The sequence below is a fragment of the Corynebacterium sp. p3-SID1056 genome, from assembly GCF_025152525.1.
Classification (GTDB): Bacteria; Actinomycetota; Actinomycetes; order Mycobacteriales; family Mycobacteriaceae; genus Corynebacterium.
The window spans coordinates 60,780-77,774 of the sequence record NZ_JALXXL010000005.1 but is presented as its reverse complement, the minus strand read 5'-3'; the positions used below and the strand labels follow the sequence as shown (position 1 = coordinate 77,774).

Genomic DNA, 16,995 nt, shown 5'->3' with positions numbered 1-16,995 from the left:
TGGAGGTATGCTCGCTCGCTTTATTGACTTCATCGATGCAAGCCCTAGCGCCTTCCACGCCGCCGACCGCGTCGCTGCCACGCTCGCAGACCAGGGCTTTTCGCTTATCGACGCCACCTCGTCCACTCCCGACTCCCCGGCAGCCCCCGGCGGGCACGTGCTTGTCGACGGCGGGGCGGTCATCGCGTGGTGGGTGCCGGCAAACGCCCGCCCGCGCTTCCGCATCGTCGGCTCCCACACGGATTCGCCAGGTCTGATGGCAAAGCCGGAGCCGGACTTCGAGCGCGAGGGACTCCGCCAGGTTGCGGTGGAGGTCTACGGCGGGCCGATCCTGCAAAGCTGGCTGGATCGGGACCTGCGCTTCGCTGGCCGAATCGCCACCGACGACGGCGCGCAACATCTCGTCGACACCGGCGCGGTCGCCCGCATCCCCAACCTCGCCATCCACCTCTACCGGGCGGACGGCCCGACGGTGAGCCGCCAGGCGCACACGCAGCCGGTGCTCGGCGAGGATCGCCCGCTCATGGAGCTGGTCGGCGAGGCTGCGGGCGTGGCCCCGCAGCGCATCCTCGCGCATGAGCTGATTACGGCCGACGCGCAGCGCGGCGAACTGCTCGGCGACCTGCTTGCTGCAGGCCGCCTGGATAACCTCACCAGCGTGTGGGCATCGCTCGAGGCCCTGCTCGCTGCGAAAGATGCCTCGCGAGACATCATGGTCCTCGCGGCCTTCAACCACGAGGAAGTCGGTTCCGCCTCCACCACCGGTGCCGGCGGCCCGCTGCTCGAGCGCGTGCTGCACCGCATCGCCCGCGAGATAGGCGACCCCTTCGACGTGTTTTCGCGATCTTTCCAGGTCTCGGCCGACGCCGCGCACGCGGTGCACCCGAATTACCCGGAGAAGCATGACCCCACGCACCGCCCGCGGCTCAACGCTGGCCCGGTGCTCAAGATCAACGCGAATCAGCGCTACGCCTCGGACGCCGTGACCGAGGCGGAGTGGCTGCGCGCCTGCCGCGCGGCTGGGGTGCCGAGCCAAACCTTCGTCGGCAATAACGACGTGCCGTGCGGCTCCACCATCGGCCCGATTTCTTCGACCCGCATGGGCATTCACACAGTGGATGTGGGCGTGCCGCTGTTGTCCATGCATTCGGCGCGCGAGCTGTGCGGGGCGCGCGACATGGAGTACTTCGTCAAGGCGCTGAGCGCGTTTTACGCAGCGGCGGGCGAGTAGGGCATACTTAGGCGCATGTATTCAGGTCCATTCCAAGCGGGAGACAAAGTCCAGCTCACCGACGCGAAGCGCCGCCACTTCACCATCGAATTGGTCGCTGGTGGGCAGTTCCATACGCACAAAGGCATCGTGATGCACGACGACATCATCGGGGCGGACGAGGGCTCGGTGGTCAAGTCCACCCTGGGCGCGGACTACCTGTGCTTCCGCCACCTCTTGGTCGACCACGTCTTGTCCATGCCGCGCGGCGCCGCGGTCATCTACCCCAAGGACGCGGCCCAGATCCTCGTGGAGGGCGATATCTTCATGGGCGCTCGCGTGCTGGAGGCAGGCGCCGGCTCGGGGGCTTTGACCATGTCGCTGCTGCGCGCGGTTGGCCCAGAGGGACGGGTCTTTTCCTACGAGATCCGCGACGACCACCTGGCCTTCGCCCGGGACAACGTCGCTGATTACTTCAACGGCACACCCGAGTGGTGGACCCCGCGCCTGGGGGACTTCGGCGAGATCACGCGAGACGATCTCGATGGCCCCGTCGACCGCGTGATTTTGGACATGGTCGAGCCGTGGCACTTCATCGACACCGTCAAAGACGTCCTGATCCCAGGTGGGGTGTTCATGACGTATGTCGCCACCGTGCCGCAGCTGATGAACATCATGGAGGCGATCCGCGAAGCGAAGTGCTTCACCGAGCCCCGCGCGTGGGAAACCCTGCTGCGCGAGTGGAAGGTCGAGGGACTGGCCACCCGGCCCGAGCACCGCATGAACGCGCACACTGCATTCTTGGTGTGGACCCGCCGGCTTGCCGACGGCGTCACGCCCCCGCGCCCGCAGCGCCGCGCCCGCAAGTAGCGCAATCTACCCGCTAGGGTAGTGGCTATGGCTTCCAACGCAATCAACGACGACGCATTCGGCCCCGAGCTGCGCGAACTCAAGCGCGAAAATCAGGCGATGAGTGCCCGCAACAAGAAGCTTGCGGAGCTGCTCAAGGCGAGCCGCGACAAACTCAACGACTTATATGCCCAAGTGGAGGCGCTGGGGGAGCCTGCATCCACCTACGGCATCTTTCTCGACGGTGCCTCCCGTCGCGGTCTGGAGGCCGAGGTCTTTACTTCCGGAAGGCGCATGCGGGTCAAGGTCGCGCCCAACGTGTCGCCGGACGCGCTACGCCCGGGCACGCTGGTGCGTTTGGGCGACGGTGCGATCGTGGTGGAGGCGTGCGGCTACGAAAGCGTCGGCCAACTGGCAACGCTGTCCGAAAAGATCGACACCGAGCGCGCAATTATTGCCGACCAACAAGGCGCGGAGCACCTCGTGCATCTGGCGCAGCCGCTGCGCGAGGCCGCCCGTGCCGGTGACACGGTGCTCGTGGATACCCGCGCTGGCTACGCTTTCGAGCGCGTGCCAAAAACCGAGGTCAACCAGCTCTCCCTCGATGAAGTCCCGGACGTCACCTACGCCGATATCGGGGGACTGAGCTCGCAGATCGAAATGATCCAGGATTCGGTGGAGCTGCCCTTTACCTACCCGGAGCTCTACCGAGATTACGAGCTGACCCCGCCGAAGGGTCTTCTGCTTTACGGCCCGCCGGGCTGCGGCAAGACGCTGATTGCCAAGGCAGTCGCGAATTCGCTGTCGCAGCGGATCGGGGACGGCGGGCAGGCGCACTTTATCAACGTCAAAGGCCCAGAGCTTCTCAACAAGTTCGTCGGCGAGACCGAGCGCCGCATCCGGTTGATTTTCGAGCGAGCCCGCGAGCTGGCCGCGAACGGCAGGCCGGTGATCATCTTCTTCGATGAGATGGAATCCATTTTCCGCACGCGCGGCTCCGGGGTCAGTTCCGACATGGAGACCACCGTGGTCCCGCAGCTGCTCACAGAGATCGATGGTGTCGAGGACATCGCGAACGTCATCGTTATTGGCGCCACGAACCGCGAGGAGCTCATCGACCCGGCAATCCTGCGCCCGGGCCGTCTGGATATTAAGGTCCGCGTCTCGCGCCCGAACCGCGAAGAGGCAGAAGACATCCTGTCGCGCTACATCACGCCAGCAATTCCGCTCGCTGACAGCCCTACTGAGCTCATCGCCGCCGCAGCCGACGCCATGTTTGCCCCGCGCCCGTTCGTGCGCCTCGAGCTTGTCGACGGCACCTCCCAGCTCCTCCACTACGCCGACTTCATTTCCGGCGCCATGATTGCCAACGTGGTCGACCGCGCGAAAAAGCTGGCAATCAAAGACCACATTGCAACGGGAGGAGACGCGCAGGGCATCACCGCAGACCACCTCCGGGCCGCCGTGCGTGCGGAGCAGGACGAGAGCGAGGATATGCCGAACACCGCGAACCCAGACGAGTGGGCCCGCATTACGGGACGCCAGGGCAAGCGCGTCGTCAGTGCGGAGGTCGTCGGATAATGCAGTGCGAATAGCGGCTAATAGCTGAAAATATCTGTGAATAGAAACGCGAAAATGTGGGCGGCATCACCTATACTGCTCCTATCCCACCCCATGGAACAGTATCCCACAGAGCGAATAGGAGGCCGCTCATGTCCGCCCCGCACACCCCGCCACCATCTACCGCACAGGAGGACCGATCCGCGGCGATCGCGGTCGCGGCATTTCCCGCATTCATCCTGGCCGGTTCAATCCTCGCATTCTTCGTGCCGGGACCGTTCCTCCCGCTGACGAGCTACATCACCTATTTCCTCATGATCATCATGTTCGGCATGGGGCTCACGCTGACCATCCCGGACTTCAAGGAGGTAGTGAAGCGGCCCGTGCCGATTGCCATCGGCGTGGTCGCACAGTTCGTCATCATGCCACTTGCCGCTGTCGGGGTAGCAAAGCTTTTCGGCTTGCACCCTGCGTTGGCGGTCGGCTTGCTCATGCTTGGGTCAGTGCCCGGCGGCACATCCTCAAACGTCATCGCCTACTTGGCCAAGGGAGACGTCGCGCTTTCGGTCGCCATGACGAGCGTGTCGACCCTGTTGTCGCCCATCGTTACGCCGATCATCATGCTTTTGCTCGCCGGTGCCGACGTCCAGGTGGACGGCGCGGGGATGGCTTGGTCGTTGGCGCAGACGGTTCTGATTCCCGTCGTCGGCGGCGTCGTGCTGCGCTACTTGCTCGATTCGTGGATGCAGCACATCTCCCCGGTGTTGCCCTGGATCTCCATCGTGGGCATCGGTGGCGTGGTCTTTCCAACCGTGGCGAAGAACCGAGAGGCACTTGTCGAGGTCGGACTGCTCGTGTTCGTCGCGGTGCTGGTGCATAACGTGGTCGGCTACGTGCTGGGGTACTACACAGCAAAGGTGACCGCTCAGCCCGAAAGCTACCGACGCACCGTCGCTATCGAGGTGGGCACGCAGTCGGCAGGGCTTTCCAGTGGTATGGCTGGCAAGTTCTTTTCCCCCGAGGCTGCACTGCCCGGCGCTGTCGCAGCAGTCCTGCACAACATTACGGGCGCCGTCTACGCCTGGGCTGTTCGGAGGAGTGTACGCGAGCACGAGGGGGCTCAGGCAGCAGATGCTCAAGGCGTGACTCCCGTGCCTGCGAATCCGCAGAAAGGCGCGACGCAGCCGCTGTAACTGCAGTGAGTGCGAGATCGAAATCAGGATCGGTGAGGTGGGAAAAGCTCAGCACGAGCCCGTCATGGCCGTCTGACCAGAGGCTCGATTCGTGACCGCATTCAATGCCCTGTCCCGCTAGGTCTTCCTCGAAGCGATCGCGGAGTTCCGGCGTCGAAAAGGTCACGCTTAGGTCTGCACCGCCTGCATCGGGGGCGGTCACGCTGACACCATCTTTCTCGAGTACAGGTACCAAGGTCTCAGCCAGGATGGCGCGTCGTTTCGAAAGACGATTGTGCGCTGCGCGCGTGCTCCGTCGCACGTACCCGCCAGTGAGCAAGTTTGCAATCGCGCGCTGGGTCACGGTGGCAACCGGCATACCGAGCACTTCGCGGGTACCGCGTAGCGCAGGCGCAAGTGCCGGCGGGGCGATGACATAACCGGCGGATAACTCCCGTGAAAGCAGAGTGGAAAAGGTGCCCAGGGTCAGCACGGCTGCGCCGGGCGAAAGCGTGGCCAGCGTCGGTTGCGGAGAGAGCAGGTAGCGTAGCTCAGTATTGAAATCATCCTCGATGAGCACGGCACCGGTCGTTGATGCCCAGTTCAGCAGGGCGGAGCGCCGGGCGGCGCTCATCGCACCACCGAAAGGGTAGAGGTGCGAGGGGGTCACCAGTAGCGCGTCGAGGTCTCCGGGCAACTCGTCTACCTCTACGCCGCCAGCATTGGTTGCACAGGGGACTGCTTTGTGGCCGCCGAGGGGGATCACGCGGCGGAGCCCAGGGTGCCCCGGGTCCTCCACACCGACGCGCAACTGCGGGCCGAGTGCGTGCAGGATCAACAGCAACCCCTCACGGGAGCCTCCAGTAATGACTACCTGGTTCACATCGACGTTCACGCCGCGGGCGAGGCGCAGGTGCTCGGCGATCGCGGCTTTGAGCTCCGGCTCGCCGGTCTTGTCCAGGCTCGCGCCGGTGGCATTGATTGCCTCCCGCCACGCTTTGCGCCATGCGGACGGACGCACCGCGCCGTTGCTGCCTGCAGAAGGCCGCAAAGAGATGCGGGTGCGGGGGAGCTTCCGCGAGACTCCGGTTCTGCGCTGTCCTTGAGCTGCGGGTGCGAGCTTCAGCTCTGGGTGGACGCGTGTGGGTGCTCCCTGGGTGGAGAGGAAGAACCCCTCGCTGATGAGTTGGTCGTACGCTGAGACCACAGTGCCACGAGAGACTCCGAGTTGTTGCGCCAGTGCGCGAGTGCTTGACACAGTATCTCCGGGCTGAAGTGTGCCTGCCGCCACCGCCAATCTAATCTGCTGTGCGATCTGCGTCGGCAGTGGCACGGGCAGGGAGGGGGAGATGTCAAGGAACACTCGGACCACCAAACTGGTACAAAGAATGAAAATAAAACTGGACCTTGGAATCTACCAGTTGCTCGCTGAAGATTGTGCACTATGACTGATTTCACCAAATTTGCAGAGCTGACCAACTCGTTTAAGGGCGGCGTGATCATGGACGTGGTCACCCCAGAGCAGGCAAAGGTCGCCGAAGATTCCGGTGCGGTTGCCGTCATGGCGCTTGAGCGTGTGCCCGCAGATATCCGGGCCCAGGGTGGCGTGGCGCGCATGTCGGATCCGGACTTGATCGAGGGCATCCTCAATGCCGTGAGCATCCCGGTGATGGCCAAGGCCCGTATCGGCCACAGCGTAGAGGCGAAGGTACTTGCACACCTCGGCGTCCACTACATCGACGAGTCAGAGGTGCTCAGCCCGGCGGACTACGTCAACCACGTGGACAAGCGCGATTTCAATGTGCCCTTCGTATGCGGTGCGACCAACTTGGGCGAGGCGCTGCGAAGGATCAACGAGGGCGCTGCCATGATCCGTTCGAAGGGCGAGGCTGGCACCGGTGACGTTTCGGAGGCCACCAAGCACATCCGTACGATCCGCAGCGAGATCGCTGCCCTGCAGGCCACCTACGCCGCCAACCGTGACGAGCTCTACGTCGCGGCAAAGGAGCTGCAGGCTTCTTACGAGCTGGTCTGCTACGTCGCTGAGCACGGCAAACTGCCGGTACCGCTGTTTACCGCCGGCGGTGTCGCGACCCCGGCAGACGCGGCGCTCATGATGGAGCTCGGCGCGGACGGAGTGTTCGTCGGGTCAGGCATCTTCAAGTCGGGCAACCCGGAAGCTCGCGCGAAGGCCGTCGTCAAGGCAACCAAGCATTACGACGACATCGCGGTTGTCACCGAAGCGTCCCGCGGCCTCGGCGAGGCGATGGTGGGCATCAACGTCGCCGACCTGCCAGCGCCGCACCGCCTCGCAGAACGCGGCTGGTAATCCCATCACGTTGTCAGCAGTTCCACCTCAGGTCGCCGTAGATTCATAGCCTGCCCACCCGATTGTGGGCGGGTTATGTTTATTTCCGTTCCCTCCATCTGAAAGGACAGTGACATACTCAAACTGCTATAGGAACCTAACCCAACCAAAAGACATACCGAGCCGCGTCACCATCATCCGAACCAGCACAACGCCCCACACTCCAACCCGACACCATCAACTGCGAACGACAAATCGTTCACAATCCTTGACACGAAGCGCCTATTGGACTGGCTATTCATACACGCTGATCAGAGATGGGCTAGTTTTCCCTAGCTACGTGATTTGTCACTGCACGAAGAGACACGAAGCCAAGCGGCACCAAATACGAGGGCTTGGCAAGGGCAGGCGAGCAAGTCCAAGGTCGTGGAGCCCCCAAAACTAGTGGGCGACGGTGCGGCCGGCCTCGCGCTCGTTGGAGGAGTTGGTCATGGAGGCGAGGACTTCGCTGATGTGGAGGTCGCCGATGGGGGCTTGCTCGGGATCGTCGAAGAGTTGGTCGCCGAGGATGTTGTAGACGTAGTCGAGGTCCTTGTCGCCGCGGCCGGACAGGTTGACCAGCAGGTTGAGTTTGTGGCCATTGGCGTCGGCGACTTCGGCGAGCTTCAGGGCGTAGGCCAGGGCGTGGGAGGACTCGAGGGCGGGGATGATGCCTTCGTAGCGAGAGAGGAGTCGGAAAGCTTGGAGGGCGTCTTCGTCAGTGACGGCTACGTACTGGGCGCGGCCGATCTCGCGGAGGTGAGCGTGCTCGGGGCCGACGCCTGGGTAGTCCAGGCCGGCGGAGACTGAGAAGGACTCGGGGAGGACTTCGCCGTCCTGACCAGTGACGATAAAGGAACGGGAGCCGTGCAGGATGCCCAGCTTGCCATGGTTGAGCGGTGCGCCGTGGCGGTCAGTGTCCAGGCCTTCGCCGGCGGGTTCGACGCCGATGAGTTTGACGTCGGCGTTGCCGGGCTCGTCCTTCAAGTATTCGGCGAAGGCGCCGATGGCGTTGGAGCCGCCGCCGACGGCGGCGATGACGGCGTCGGGAAGTCTGCCGGTGTCCTCCAGCATCTGCTGGCGGGACTCGCGCGAAATAACAGCCTGGAACTCCTTGACCAGGGTGGGGAAGGGGTGGGGGCCGCACGCGGAGCCGAGGACGTAGTGGGTGGAGTCAATGTTTTCGACCCAGTCCTGCAAGGCGATGTCGATGGCGTTGGACATGGAGCCGCCGGCGTCGTTCGTGACGGGGACGACGGTGGCACCCATCAGGCGCATGCGACGCACGTTCGGCTGCTGGCGGGCAACGTCCTGCGCACCCATGTAAATCGTGCACTCCATGCCCATCAGCGCGGCGACCATGGCGGTGGCGGTGCCGTGCTGGCCGGCGCCGGTTTCGGCGATGAGGCGGTTCTTACCCAACCGCTTCGCGAGCAGCGCCTGTGCCAACACCTGGTTGCCCTTGTGCGCGCCGCCGTGCGCGAGGTCCTCACGCTTCAAGAAAATTTTCGACGCCCCAACCCTCGGCAGGTTGGCACATTCGTAAACCGGAGTCGGACGGCCGAGGAACTTCGCTTGGAGGCGCGAGAGCTCGTCGAGAAACTCGTTGTCCTCGCGGGCGTCCACGAAAGCGCGTTCGAGCTGATCGAGTACCGGGTAGAGCGGCTCGGGCACGTACTGGCCACCGAATTCCCCGAAATATGCAGGTAGAAGCGTATCGCGCTCAATCTTGTCGACATCAGACATGGGTTCACCTCTCGTTTGCATCGTTGCCGGGTAGCCTACCCCGCAAACCCAGCCCGCGGGGCTGATTCGGTGTTTTCGTCGAAAAGTGTAAACGCGCTAGCGCACGTCAGCGAACTTTTCCAACACCCAGCGGCGGATGGCGATCAACACGACGCCGAGCGCGATAGTCACTGCCGAAAGGGTGAGGAAGAAGGTGCGCTCCGCAGACGCGTCGTCGGGGTTGTACAGCGAACCAAGCACGCCGGACAGGGCAGTGCCCATCGACACGGTCATCAGCCAGGCGGCGAACAAACGCGACTTAAACGCCTCGGGGGCGACCTTGGTGGCCAGGGAATTACCCACTGGCGACAGCAGGAGCTCACCCATCGTAAACAGGAAGAGGATCAACACCAGCACCACCAGCGGTGTCGACCTCTCGCCACCGCCGACGAACGGCAGAAACAGGAAAAGCGACACACCGATCACGATGTTGGCCACCCCGAACTTCACCGACGATGACCACTGGCGATCGCCCAACATCGTCCACACGGCTGCGAGGATCGGGGAGAAAATGATGATGAATAAGGGATTAAACGACTGCACCTGCGCAGGAGTGAGCTCCCACAAGAGCAGGTCCAGGTTCACGCGCTGATCCGAGTACACCGCGACAACGGTGAACTGGGACTGGAAGATGGCAAAGAACGCGACCGAGCCCACAAGCAGTGGAATGTAGCCGGTTAGACGCGACTTCTCCGCTGCGGTCACCTCATCGGAGTGGAACATCTCCCACAGCAGCAACACGGTTGCGGCCAGCGCGACTGCGAACACGATCCACGACAGCGAGCTCAGCGGGACCACACCGGTGACAAGCAATCCGACAACGACAGCGACGACGAGCAACGTGCCGTTGATCCACTTCCCGTACTCGGAGTGAGGCAGCGGGTTCGGGATCTCCGAGCCCGCGCCGCCGATGCTGGATTTGCGCATGAGCGTGTACTGGATCAGGCCGAGCGCCATACCGATTGCCGCCAAGCCGAAGCCCCAGTGGAAGCCGGCCATTCCCCAGATCGCGCCGGTGAGCGCCGGGCCGAAGAGTGCACCGATGTTGACCGACATGTAGAAGATAGAGAAGCCGGCGTCGCGGCGTGGGTCCTTGCGGGAGTACAACTCGCCCAAGACCACCTGAGACGAGGTCTTCACGCCGCCGGAGCCTACGCCAATGCAGATGAGGCCGATGGCGAGCCCAGCCCCACCCGGAACCAGGGCGAGCACGATGTGCCCGACCATGACCAACACGGCCGAGTAGAACAGTGTCCGCTCAGCGCCCAGCAGGCGATCGCCGACGAAGGAAGCGACCAGCGCCATCATGTATACGAAGCCGCCGTACGCGCCGACGAGGTTGAGCGCGGTGGTCTGATCCATCCCGAGCCCACCTTCGGTGGTGGAGTAGTACATGTAGAAGGCTAAGAGGGCCTGCATGCCGTAGAAGCTAAAGCGCTCCCAGAGCTCGATGCCGAAGAGGTTGGCCAGCCCCCAGGGCTGCCCGAAGAACTTGCGTTCTTTCGGCGCTACCTCAGGGTCGCTTGCGTGGGTGACAGAACTCATGTAAATAAAATACGCCCATTCGCATTTTTCACACAAATACGCGACGTGCCAGGTACGGTGGTGCGTTATGAAGCGCTATATGGGCACCGAGACTGAGTACGGGATCACCTCGCCGGACAACCCGTCGATAAGCCAGCTACTCACCTCCACCCACGCGGTGGTGGCGTACGCGGCGATGAACACGGCCGCCCGCTCACGCTGGAGCTACGAGGAAGAAGCCCCACTGAAAGATACCCGCGGCTTCGACCTGCAGCGCTACCGCACGGTGCCGGTGGTCGACGCGAACGCGATGGGCGTGGCCAATGTGGTCACCACCAACGGCGCCCGCTACTACGTCGATCATGGGCACCCGGAGTATTCCTCGCCGGAGGTCTCCAACGCCTGGGACGCAATGATCTACGACGCGGCGGGCGACTACGTACTGAACAAGGCCGCGGCCGACATCCGGGAGCTGTGGGACCAGCAGATCAGCGTGCTGGACAAGATGGCACCGTGCCCGCCGCTGAAGTTCTACAAAAACAACGTCGACGGCAAGGGCCAGTCCTACGGCAGCCACGAGAACTACCAGTACTCGCGGCAGACCGACTTCGCTCGGCTGACCCAAGCGCTCATCCCTTTCTTCGTGACCCGCCAGGTCATCATCGGCGCAGGCCGGATGGGCATTGGCCAGGAGTCGGAGCGCGAGGGCTTCCAGATCTCGCAGCGCGCCGACTACTTCGAGCAGGAAGTGTCGCTAGAAACCACGCTCAACCGCGGCATCGTCAACACTCGCGACGAACCGCACGCGCTCGCCGCCAAGTTCCGCCGCCTGCACGTCATCGTCGGCGATGCAAACATGAGCCAGTACGCAAACTTCCTCAAGATGGGCATGACCAAGCTCGTGCTCGACTGCATCGAGTCCGACGTCGATTTTTCCGACCTCCGGCTGGCAAACCCCGTCGACGAGATCAAGCAGGTCTCCCACGACCCGACGTGTACGCACGAGCTGTTGCTTGCCGACGGCCGCAGGCTCACCGCCATCGACATCCTGCGCATCTACCGCGAGCGCGCAGCGGCGCTGCCGGATCTCGACGAGGTGGACACCAAGGTCCTTAGTTTGTGGGCTGAGCTTCTCGACGATCTGGAGCGCGATCCGCTAAGCACCGCGGACCGGTTGGACTGGACCGCAAAGTGGGCGCTGATCAAGCGCTACGTGGATCGCGGGGTAGATATTGCGGATCCGAAGCTCAAGCTGATCGACATCCAGTACGCGGACATCGACCCTGCAAAGTCGCTCTACCACGCGCTGATGCGCAAGGGGCAAATGCGCACGCTGGTCGACGAGGCGACGATCAGGCGGGCGGTCACCGAGCCCCCGACTGATTCGCGAGCGTATTTCCGTGGGCGTGTGAGCGAGAAGTTCGGCGAGAACATCGTCGCGTCGAGTTGGCAGTCGGTGGTGTTCTCGGTGAACAACCAACCGCACCGCCTGCCGATGGACAAGGTCGATGGCTTTACCAAAGAAGAGGTCGGCGAGCTTATTGCGCGCGCCGAGGACGTCACAGCACTGATGAAGGGATTAGGATTCAACCATGTCTAAGCAGCAGTACGTACAAGGCGGCAACAGCGGCGACGACGGCGAGCAGGAAGGCAACGTCGACGCCGGGCAGGCCCAGCTGAACACCGCAGGCACCGACGACATCCTCGACGAGATCGACTCTTTGCTGGATAACAACGCCGAGGAATTCGTGCGTTCTTTCGTGCAAAAAGGTGGGCAGTAACCCGATGGCCACTGTCTACCCCCGCCGCGTGATGGGTGTGGAGACGGAGTTCGGCGTGGCCGCGTTTCGCGAGGGCGCCGCGGTGTTGACCCCCGAAGAGATTTCGCGCTACCTGTTTCGCTCCGTTGTGGCAGCGCACCGCAGCTCCAACATCTTCACTGACAACGCGTCCCGCCTGTATTTGGACGTAGGTTCGCACCCCGAGTACGCCACGGCCGAGTGTGACTCGGTCACCCAGCTGCTCAACTACGACAAGGCCGGCGAGCTGATCTACGACCGCCTTGCCGCTGAAGCTGAGCAAGCGCTTGCCGACGACCGCGTCGGCGGCAACGTCTTCCTGTTCAAGAACAACGTGGACTCGAAGGGAAACTCCTACGGCACGCACGAGAACTACCTCATCAGCAGGGAGCTCGCGCTGAAGTCCTTCGGCACGCAGCTCTTACCCTTCATGATCACCCGCCAACTCATCTGCGGCGCGGGCATGGTGAAGAAGGGCCGCTTTGTCATCTCGCAGCGCGCCGACCAGGTGTGGGAGGGCGTGTCATCGGCTACGACGCGCACCCGACCGATCATCAACACGCGCGACGAACCGCACGGCGACTCGCACCGCTTCCGCCGCATGCACGTCATCGTGGGCGACTCGAACATGTCGGAGCCATCCTTCGCGTTGAAAATCGGTTCGACGCTGTTGGTCATTGAGATGCTCGAGGCCGGTTTCGACCTTCCGGACTTCACCCTGGACAACGCTATCGAGCACATCCGCGAGATCGCCGCTGATCCAACCGGCCAGACGCAACTCCGTTTGAAGGAAGGCGGCACTGTCACCGCGCTCGAGGTGCAGCGGGCCACGCTCGAAGCTGCCAAGCGCTGGCTTCAAACGCGGCCGGACGAGGGCACGCCGAATGAGGAGATGGCGCGCGTGGTGGATCTGTGGACCCGTACGCTCGACGCAATTGCTACGCAGGATTTCTCCGGGGTAGATACAGAGATCGACTGGGTGATCAAGCGCAAACTGCTCATGCAGTTCAAAGACAAGCTCGGCGCGGACTGGGATCACCCCAAGCTCGCGCAGATCGATTTGACCTACCACGACATCAACCGCGATCGGGGCCTGTTCTACCTGCTCCAGCGCAAGGGGCTGGCCAAGCGCTGGACCAATGACGAGGCTATCGCCAAGGCCGCCGCGGTACCGCCGCAGACAACACGTGCCGCGCTGCGTGGCCGCTTTCTCGCCGCCGCGCGCGCCGCGGGCGTCGACCACAACGTCGACTGGGTGCATCTCAAGACGAACCGGCCCGAACCACGTACGCTCGAGTTGCTCGACCCCTTCGCCGCCTCCGACGCACGCGTCGACGAGTTCATTGACTACATCGACGGGCTCAGTACGGGCGAAGGTACCGAGCGCTAACTGTCCGTCAAGCTTTAAGGGTTGACGGCACGGAACCGAGAAAGGCAGTGAGGTGGCAGAGCTAGAACCGGAGGTCCGCCAGGCAAACCTGGCGTTCGCCCTCCTCGGCTCCCCGCGGCCGCGCCCCACGGCGTGGGTGGCACAGCACGTCGACGGCTACCAGCACCGCAGCCCGGAAGCGCTCAACGTGCAGGTGCGCCGCGACGTGGAGACACTGCGCCACGCTGGCGTCCCCGTGCGTTACCGCAACGGCGAGCTCAGCCTTGACCGGGAACGCTACGAGCTGGCACCAGTCAACCTGACCGAAGAAGAGGCGAGCGTCGTTGGGCTCGCCGTCGATTTGAGCCAGCGCGGCTCGCTTGGTGCCTTTGCCCGCTCCGGCTGGACAAAGCTTGCCGCCTCCGGCGCGACGCGCGCGTTCGACAGCGCACCGCTCGCCTCCGCCGCGCACGATGCCACGCAACTCGACGCCGATGCCTTCCACCAGCTACTCGGTGCGATTCGCTACACGCTGCGCGCCCACTTCGACTTTCACGTTCCGGGCAGCGGGCAGGTACAGCGTCGCACCCTAGATCCGTGGAACATCGTGTCCCTGCATAGCCGTGCCTATCTGGTGGGCTGGGACGTGGATCGAGAAGCCGAGCGCGCCTTTCGTGTCACCCGCATTTCTCGTGTGACTCTGCAGCGTGAGACCCTAGATTTCCACGAACCGACGAGAGATCCACGGGAGATTGTCCGCGACCTCTTGCGCGGGCCAATTGCCGACGCCCGCATCACCGTGACAGCGGGGAGCGCCGAGGAACTGGCCGCGAAGGGCATGCGCGAAACAGGGCAGTCGGGGCAAACAGACACGATCGTGCTCGAAAACGTCGAGCGCGACTGGGTGGTGCGCACCGCCGCTGCCCACGCAGGGGACCTCCGTGCAATAGAGCCGGAAGACATTCGGCGAGAGGTCCTTGCGTTACTCGCGCAGGCCGACCGCGAGCCCAAGGGAGGAAGCTATGGTGCATGAGCAGTCGGGGCGGTTAGTACGCCTCTTGAACCTTTTGCCGTACATCTCCCGGCACCAAGACAAAACACTGATGGAAATCGCCCGGGACCTCAATATGGACGTCGGGGAAGTCCGCGACGATCTCGACCGGCTTCACCTCTCCGGCGTGGGCCGCGGACCGGGGGAGATGTTCGACCTCGCGCACAGCTGGCGCGGGGTGACCGTGATTGATGACCAGGGTGTGAATGCTCCACTACGGCTCAAGCCGACGGAGGCGCACGCCCTGTTGCTGCTGCTGGAATCCCTGGAGACGTTGCCGGGCTTGGTCAACGTGGATGCGGTGCGCTCCGCCGCAGACAAGATTCGCGCGGTCACGCACACCGCCGGGGTGACCGATGTTGACCAGCTCGCTTCGCACACTCCAGTCGCGACCGCCGTTGCGGAAGCGATTGGCGCGGGCAAAAAGCTTGAGCTGCGCTACTATTCCGCGACTTCGGACCAGCTCTCTCAACGTACGGTCTCGCCAATTGCGGTGTTGCAGCGCGACGACCAGATATATCTGCGCGCATTGGAGCGCGATGCTCAAAAGACCTTTCGCTTGGACCGCATCCGGGAGATCCGCGTGAGTGATCAGCCGGTTGACGAGCGCGCCGTACACGCTGCCGCCGATGCGGGGGAGCCTTTCGCCTTTGCGCACGGCCACGTAGCACACCTGCAAGTGCGCGGCGATGCACTGTGGATGGCGGAGTACTGGGAGCTTGAGCTCGAGCGCCCGCCAGCTGAGGCCTCCAACTCGAGTGATCCGCGAGCCGAGTGGGTAGACGCACGCTTGCGCTACGGCTCCGAAGATTGGCTGGCCCGCTTTTGCCTCGCGCACGCGGACCGGCTCCGTCTCATCGAACCGCAGGGGATAGCCGCTGAGGTGCGTGAGCGTGCACTTCGCGCAACCAACACGTTAAGATAACGCTTTAGGTTTATCGTCCGTCGGAATTGTTGGAAAGAGACGTGATCCACTATGGCTAGCCTTGGCTGGACCGAAATCCTCATCATCCTCGTCATTGTGCTGCTCCTCTTCGGCGCGAATAAGCTGCCTGACCTGGCCCGCTCCATGGGGCGCTCAGCACGCATCTTCAAGTCCGAGGTAAAGGAAATGAAGAACGACGACACTGCAAGCCAGCCACAGCCGCAGCGAGAGCTCGACGCTCCCACGAGCGGTAGCACCGGCGTGACCAACAGCGACGCGCAGCAGGCGGCACGCCCCGAGTCTTTCTGGGACAAGCCGGAAAACCAGCGTAACCAGTAACGCTGCCTTTCTCGCAGTGTCGCACCGCAGAGCTTTGGGAATGAAAGGAAAGTGGCGTTGTCGCTACAGCTGAAGCGCAGCAAGAGGGCGAAGAACCCAACCGGCGAGATGAGCCTGGTTGAGCACCTCCAGGAGCTGCGTCGGCGCGTCATGGTCTCCTTGGCTGCGGTTGCTCTCGGTACCATCGTCGGCTTCATCTGGTATCAATCCTCGCCGCCAGGCATCATTCCGCTCGGCGAGATCATCCGCGGGCCGTATTGCAACCTTCCCGACGAGCTTCGTGTAGATTTTTCCGGGGACGGGCACTGCAGACTGCTCGCAACCAAGCCGTTTGAGATGTTCATGCTGCGTCTCAAAGTCGGCGCGCTCGCCGGGCTCGTGTTGGCCTCGCCGGTGTGGCTCACCCAAATCTGGAACTTCATCACGCCCGGACTGCATAAGAACGAGCGTCGCTACACTTTTACCTTCGTCACCATTGCGGTGTTTCTGTTCGTAGCCGGCGCTGTGCTGGCCTACTTCGTGCTGGACAAGGGCCTGTTCGTCCTGATGTCCATCGGTACTGAGTTCCAGGTGGCGGCGCTTACCGGCGGCGAGTACTACAACTTCCTGCTTGCGCTCATCGTCATTTTCGGCGTGAGCTTCGAGGTGCCGCTCATCCTCGTGATGCTCAACCTCGTTGGGATCTTGCGCTACGAGCACGTCAAGGACAAGCGGCGCATGATCATCGTGCTGATTTTCTGCTTTGCCGCGGTGATGACTCCTGGGCAGGATCCCTTCTCCATGCTCGCGCTCGGCGTCTCTATCTGCCTGTTGGTAGAGATGGCCTTCCAATTCTGTCGCATCCACGACAAGCGCACGAACGCCAATCGCCCGGAGTGGATGGATCTTGACGACGAGCAGGCTTCCGGGCCTGTGACGGCTTCCGGGCCGATCGGCGCTGCCGCGCCAGTCACGCCGAGCGCGCGCGTGCGGGCATCCAACATGGACAACGCGTCGGCGGTACCGCGCCAGCAGGCGGGGCCGCACTCCTTTGCGGACAAGGATCCTTTCGACGACGTACTCTAA

At 63.2% G+C, this 16,995-nt stretch carries 14 protein-coding genes and 1 pseudogene; 12 read left to right on the top strand and 3 right to left on the bottom strand.

Going from position 1 to position 16,995, the window contains the following annotated elements:
* Nucleotides 1-7: 7 nt before the first annotated feature.
* From M3G14_RS05865 to M3G14_RS05850, 4 genes are all read left to right on the top strand, one after another.
* Nucleotides 8-1,231, top strand: a complete 1,224-nt coding sequence (locus tag M3G14_RS05865; RefSeq protein ID WP_259925433.1) for a M18 family aminopeptidase — start codon at nucleotides 8-10, stop codon at nucleotides 1,229-1,231.
* Nucleotides 1,232-1,246: 15 nt separating this feature from the next.
* Entirely contained in the window at nucleotides 1,247-2,080 is an 834-nt protein-coding gene (locus M3G14_RS05860) for a tRNA (adenine-N1)-methyltransferase (protein WP_259925432.1), read from the top strand.
* A gap of 27 nt (nucleotides 2,081-2,107) precedes the next feature.
* A complete protein-coding gene (arc, locus tag M3G14_RS05855; RefSeq protein ID WP_259925431.1) occupies nucleotides 2,108-3,640 on the top strand; it encodes a proteasome ATPase in 1,533 nt (510 codons plus the stop codon).
* 131 nt (nucleotides 3,641-3,771) lie between these two features.
* Complete coding sequence (locus M3G14_RS05850; RefSeq protein WP_259925429.1) at nucleotides 3,772-4,812, top strand: bile acid:sodium symporter family protein; 1,041 nt, start codon at nucleotides 3,772-3,774, stop codon at nucleotides 4,810-4,812.
* Between the two features lie 193 nt (nucleotides 4,813-5,005).
* On the opposite strand, the pseudogene M3G14_RS05845 reads toward M3G14_RS05850, so the two are convergent.
* A pseudogene (locus M3G14_RS05845) lies at nucleotides 5,006-6,124 on the bottom strand (PLP-dependent aminotransferase family protein); the annotation flags it as partial.
* 111 nt (nucleotides 6,125-6,235) lie between these two features.
* Here M3G14_RS05845 and pdxS point away from each other — a divergent pair.
* On the top strand, nucleotides 6,236-7,120 hold the full coding sequence (pdxS, locus tag M3G14_RS05840; protein WP_259925427.1) for a pyridoxal 5'-phosphate synthase lyase subunit PdxS: 885 nt from the start codon (nucleotides 6,236-6,238) through the stop codon (nucleotides 7,118-7,120).
* Nucleotides 7,121-7,540: 420 nt separating this feature from the next.
* Here pdxS and trpB read toward each other — a convergent pair whose 3' ends face one another.
* Together trpB and M3G14_RS05830 are read right to left on the bottom strand one after the other, a co-directional pair.
* The gene (gene trpB / locus M3G14_RS05835) at nucleotides 7,541-8,884 is read right to left on the bottom strand and encodes a tryptophan synthase subunit beta (protein ID WP_259925425.1); all 1,344 of its coding nucleotides are present in this window, start codon (nucleotides 8,882-8,884) and stop codon (nucleotides 7,541-7,543) included.
* Nucleotides 8,885-8,980: 96 nt separating this feature from the next.
* Nucleotides 8,981-10,468, bottom strand: coding sequence for a peptide MFS transporter (locus M3G14_RS05830; protein ID WP_259925423.1), 1,488 nt, complete (start codon nucleotides 10,466-10,468; stop codon nucleotides 8,981-8,983).
* A gap of 67 nt (nucleotides 10,469-10,535) precedes the next feature.
* On the opposite strand from M3G14_RS05830, the gene dop reads away from it, so the two are divergent.
* The 7 genes from dop to tatC all read left to right on the top strand — a co-directional run bounded on the left by dop (nucleotide 10,536) and on the right by tatC (nucleotide 16,995).
* Nucleotides 10,536-12,047 carry a depupylase/deamidase Dop gene (gene dop, locus M3G14_RS05825; RefSeq protein ID WP_259925421.1) on the top strand — a complete coding sequence of 504 codons (1,512 nt, stop codon included), beginning with the start codon at nucleotides 10,536-10,538 and terminating at the stop codon, nucleotides 12,045-12,047.
* The gene (locus M3G14_RS05820) at nucleotides 12,040-12,228 is read left to right on the top strand and encodes a ubiquitin-like protein Pup (RefSeq protein WP_259925417.1); all 189 of its coding nucleotides are present in this window, start codon (nucleotides 12,040-12,042) and stop codon (nucleotides 12,226-12,228) included. Before dop ends, M3G14_RS05820 begins: the two co-directional genes overlap by 8 nt.
* Before the next feature lie 4 nt (nucleotides 12,229-12,232).
* Nucleotides 12,233-13,636, top strand: coding sequence for a Pup--protein ligase (pafA, locus tag M3G14_RS05815; RefSeq protein WP_259925413.1), 1,404 nt, complete (start codon nucleotides 12,233-12,235; stop codon nucleotides 13,634-13,636).
* 52 nt (nucleotides 13,637-13,688) lie between these two features.
* Nucleotides 13,689-14,648 (top strand): YafY family protein, encoded by a 960-nt coding sequence (locus tag M3G14_RS05810; protein ID WP_259925411.1) that lies wholly within the window; start codon nucleotides 13,689-13,691, stop codon nucleotides 14,646-14,648.
* Nucleotides 14,638-15,591, top strand: coding sequence for a YafY family protein (locus M3G14_RS05805; protein WP_259925409.1), 954 nt, complete (start codon nucleotides 14,638-14,640; stop codon nucleotides 15,589-15,591). Before M3G14_RS05810 ends, M3G14_RS05805 begins: the two co-directional genes overlap by 11 nt.
* A 51-nt stretch (nucleotides 15,592-15,642) precedes the next feature.
* On the top strand, nucleotides 15,643-15,930 hold the full coding sequence (tatA, locus tag M3G14_RS05800) for a Sec-independent protein translocase subunit TatA (protein ID WP_259925407.1): 288 nt from the start codon (nucleotides 15,643-15,645) through the stop codon (nucleotides 15,928-15,930).
* A gap of 108 nt (nucleotides 15,931-16,038) precedes the next feature.
* Entirely contained in the window at nucleotides 16,039-16,995 is a 957-nt protein-coding gene (gene tatC / locus M3G14_RS05795) for a twin-arginine translocase subunit TatC (protein WP_259925597.1), read from the top strand.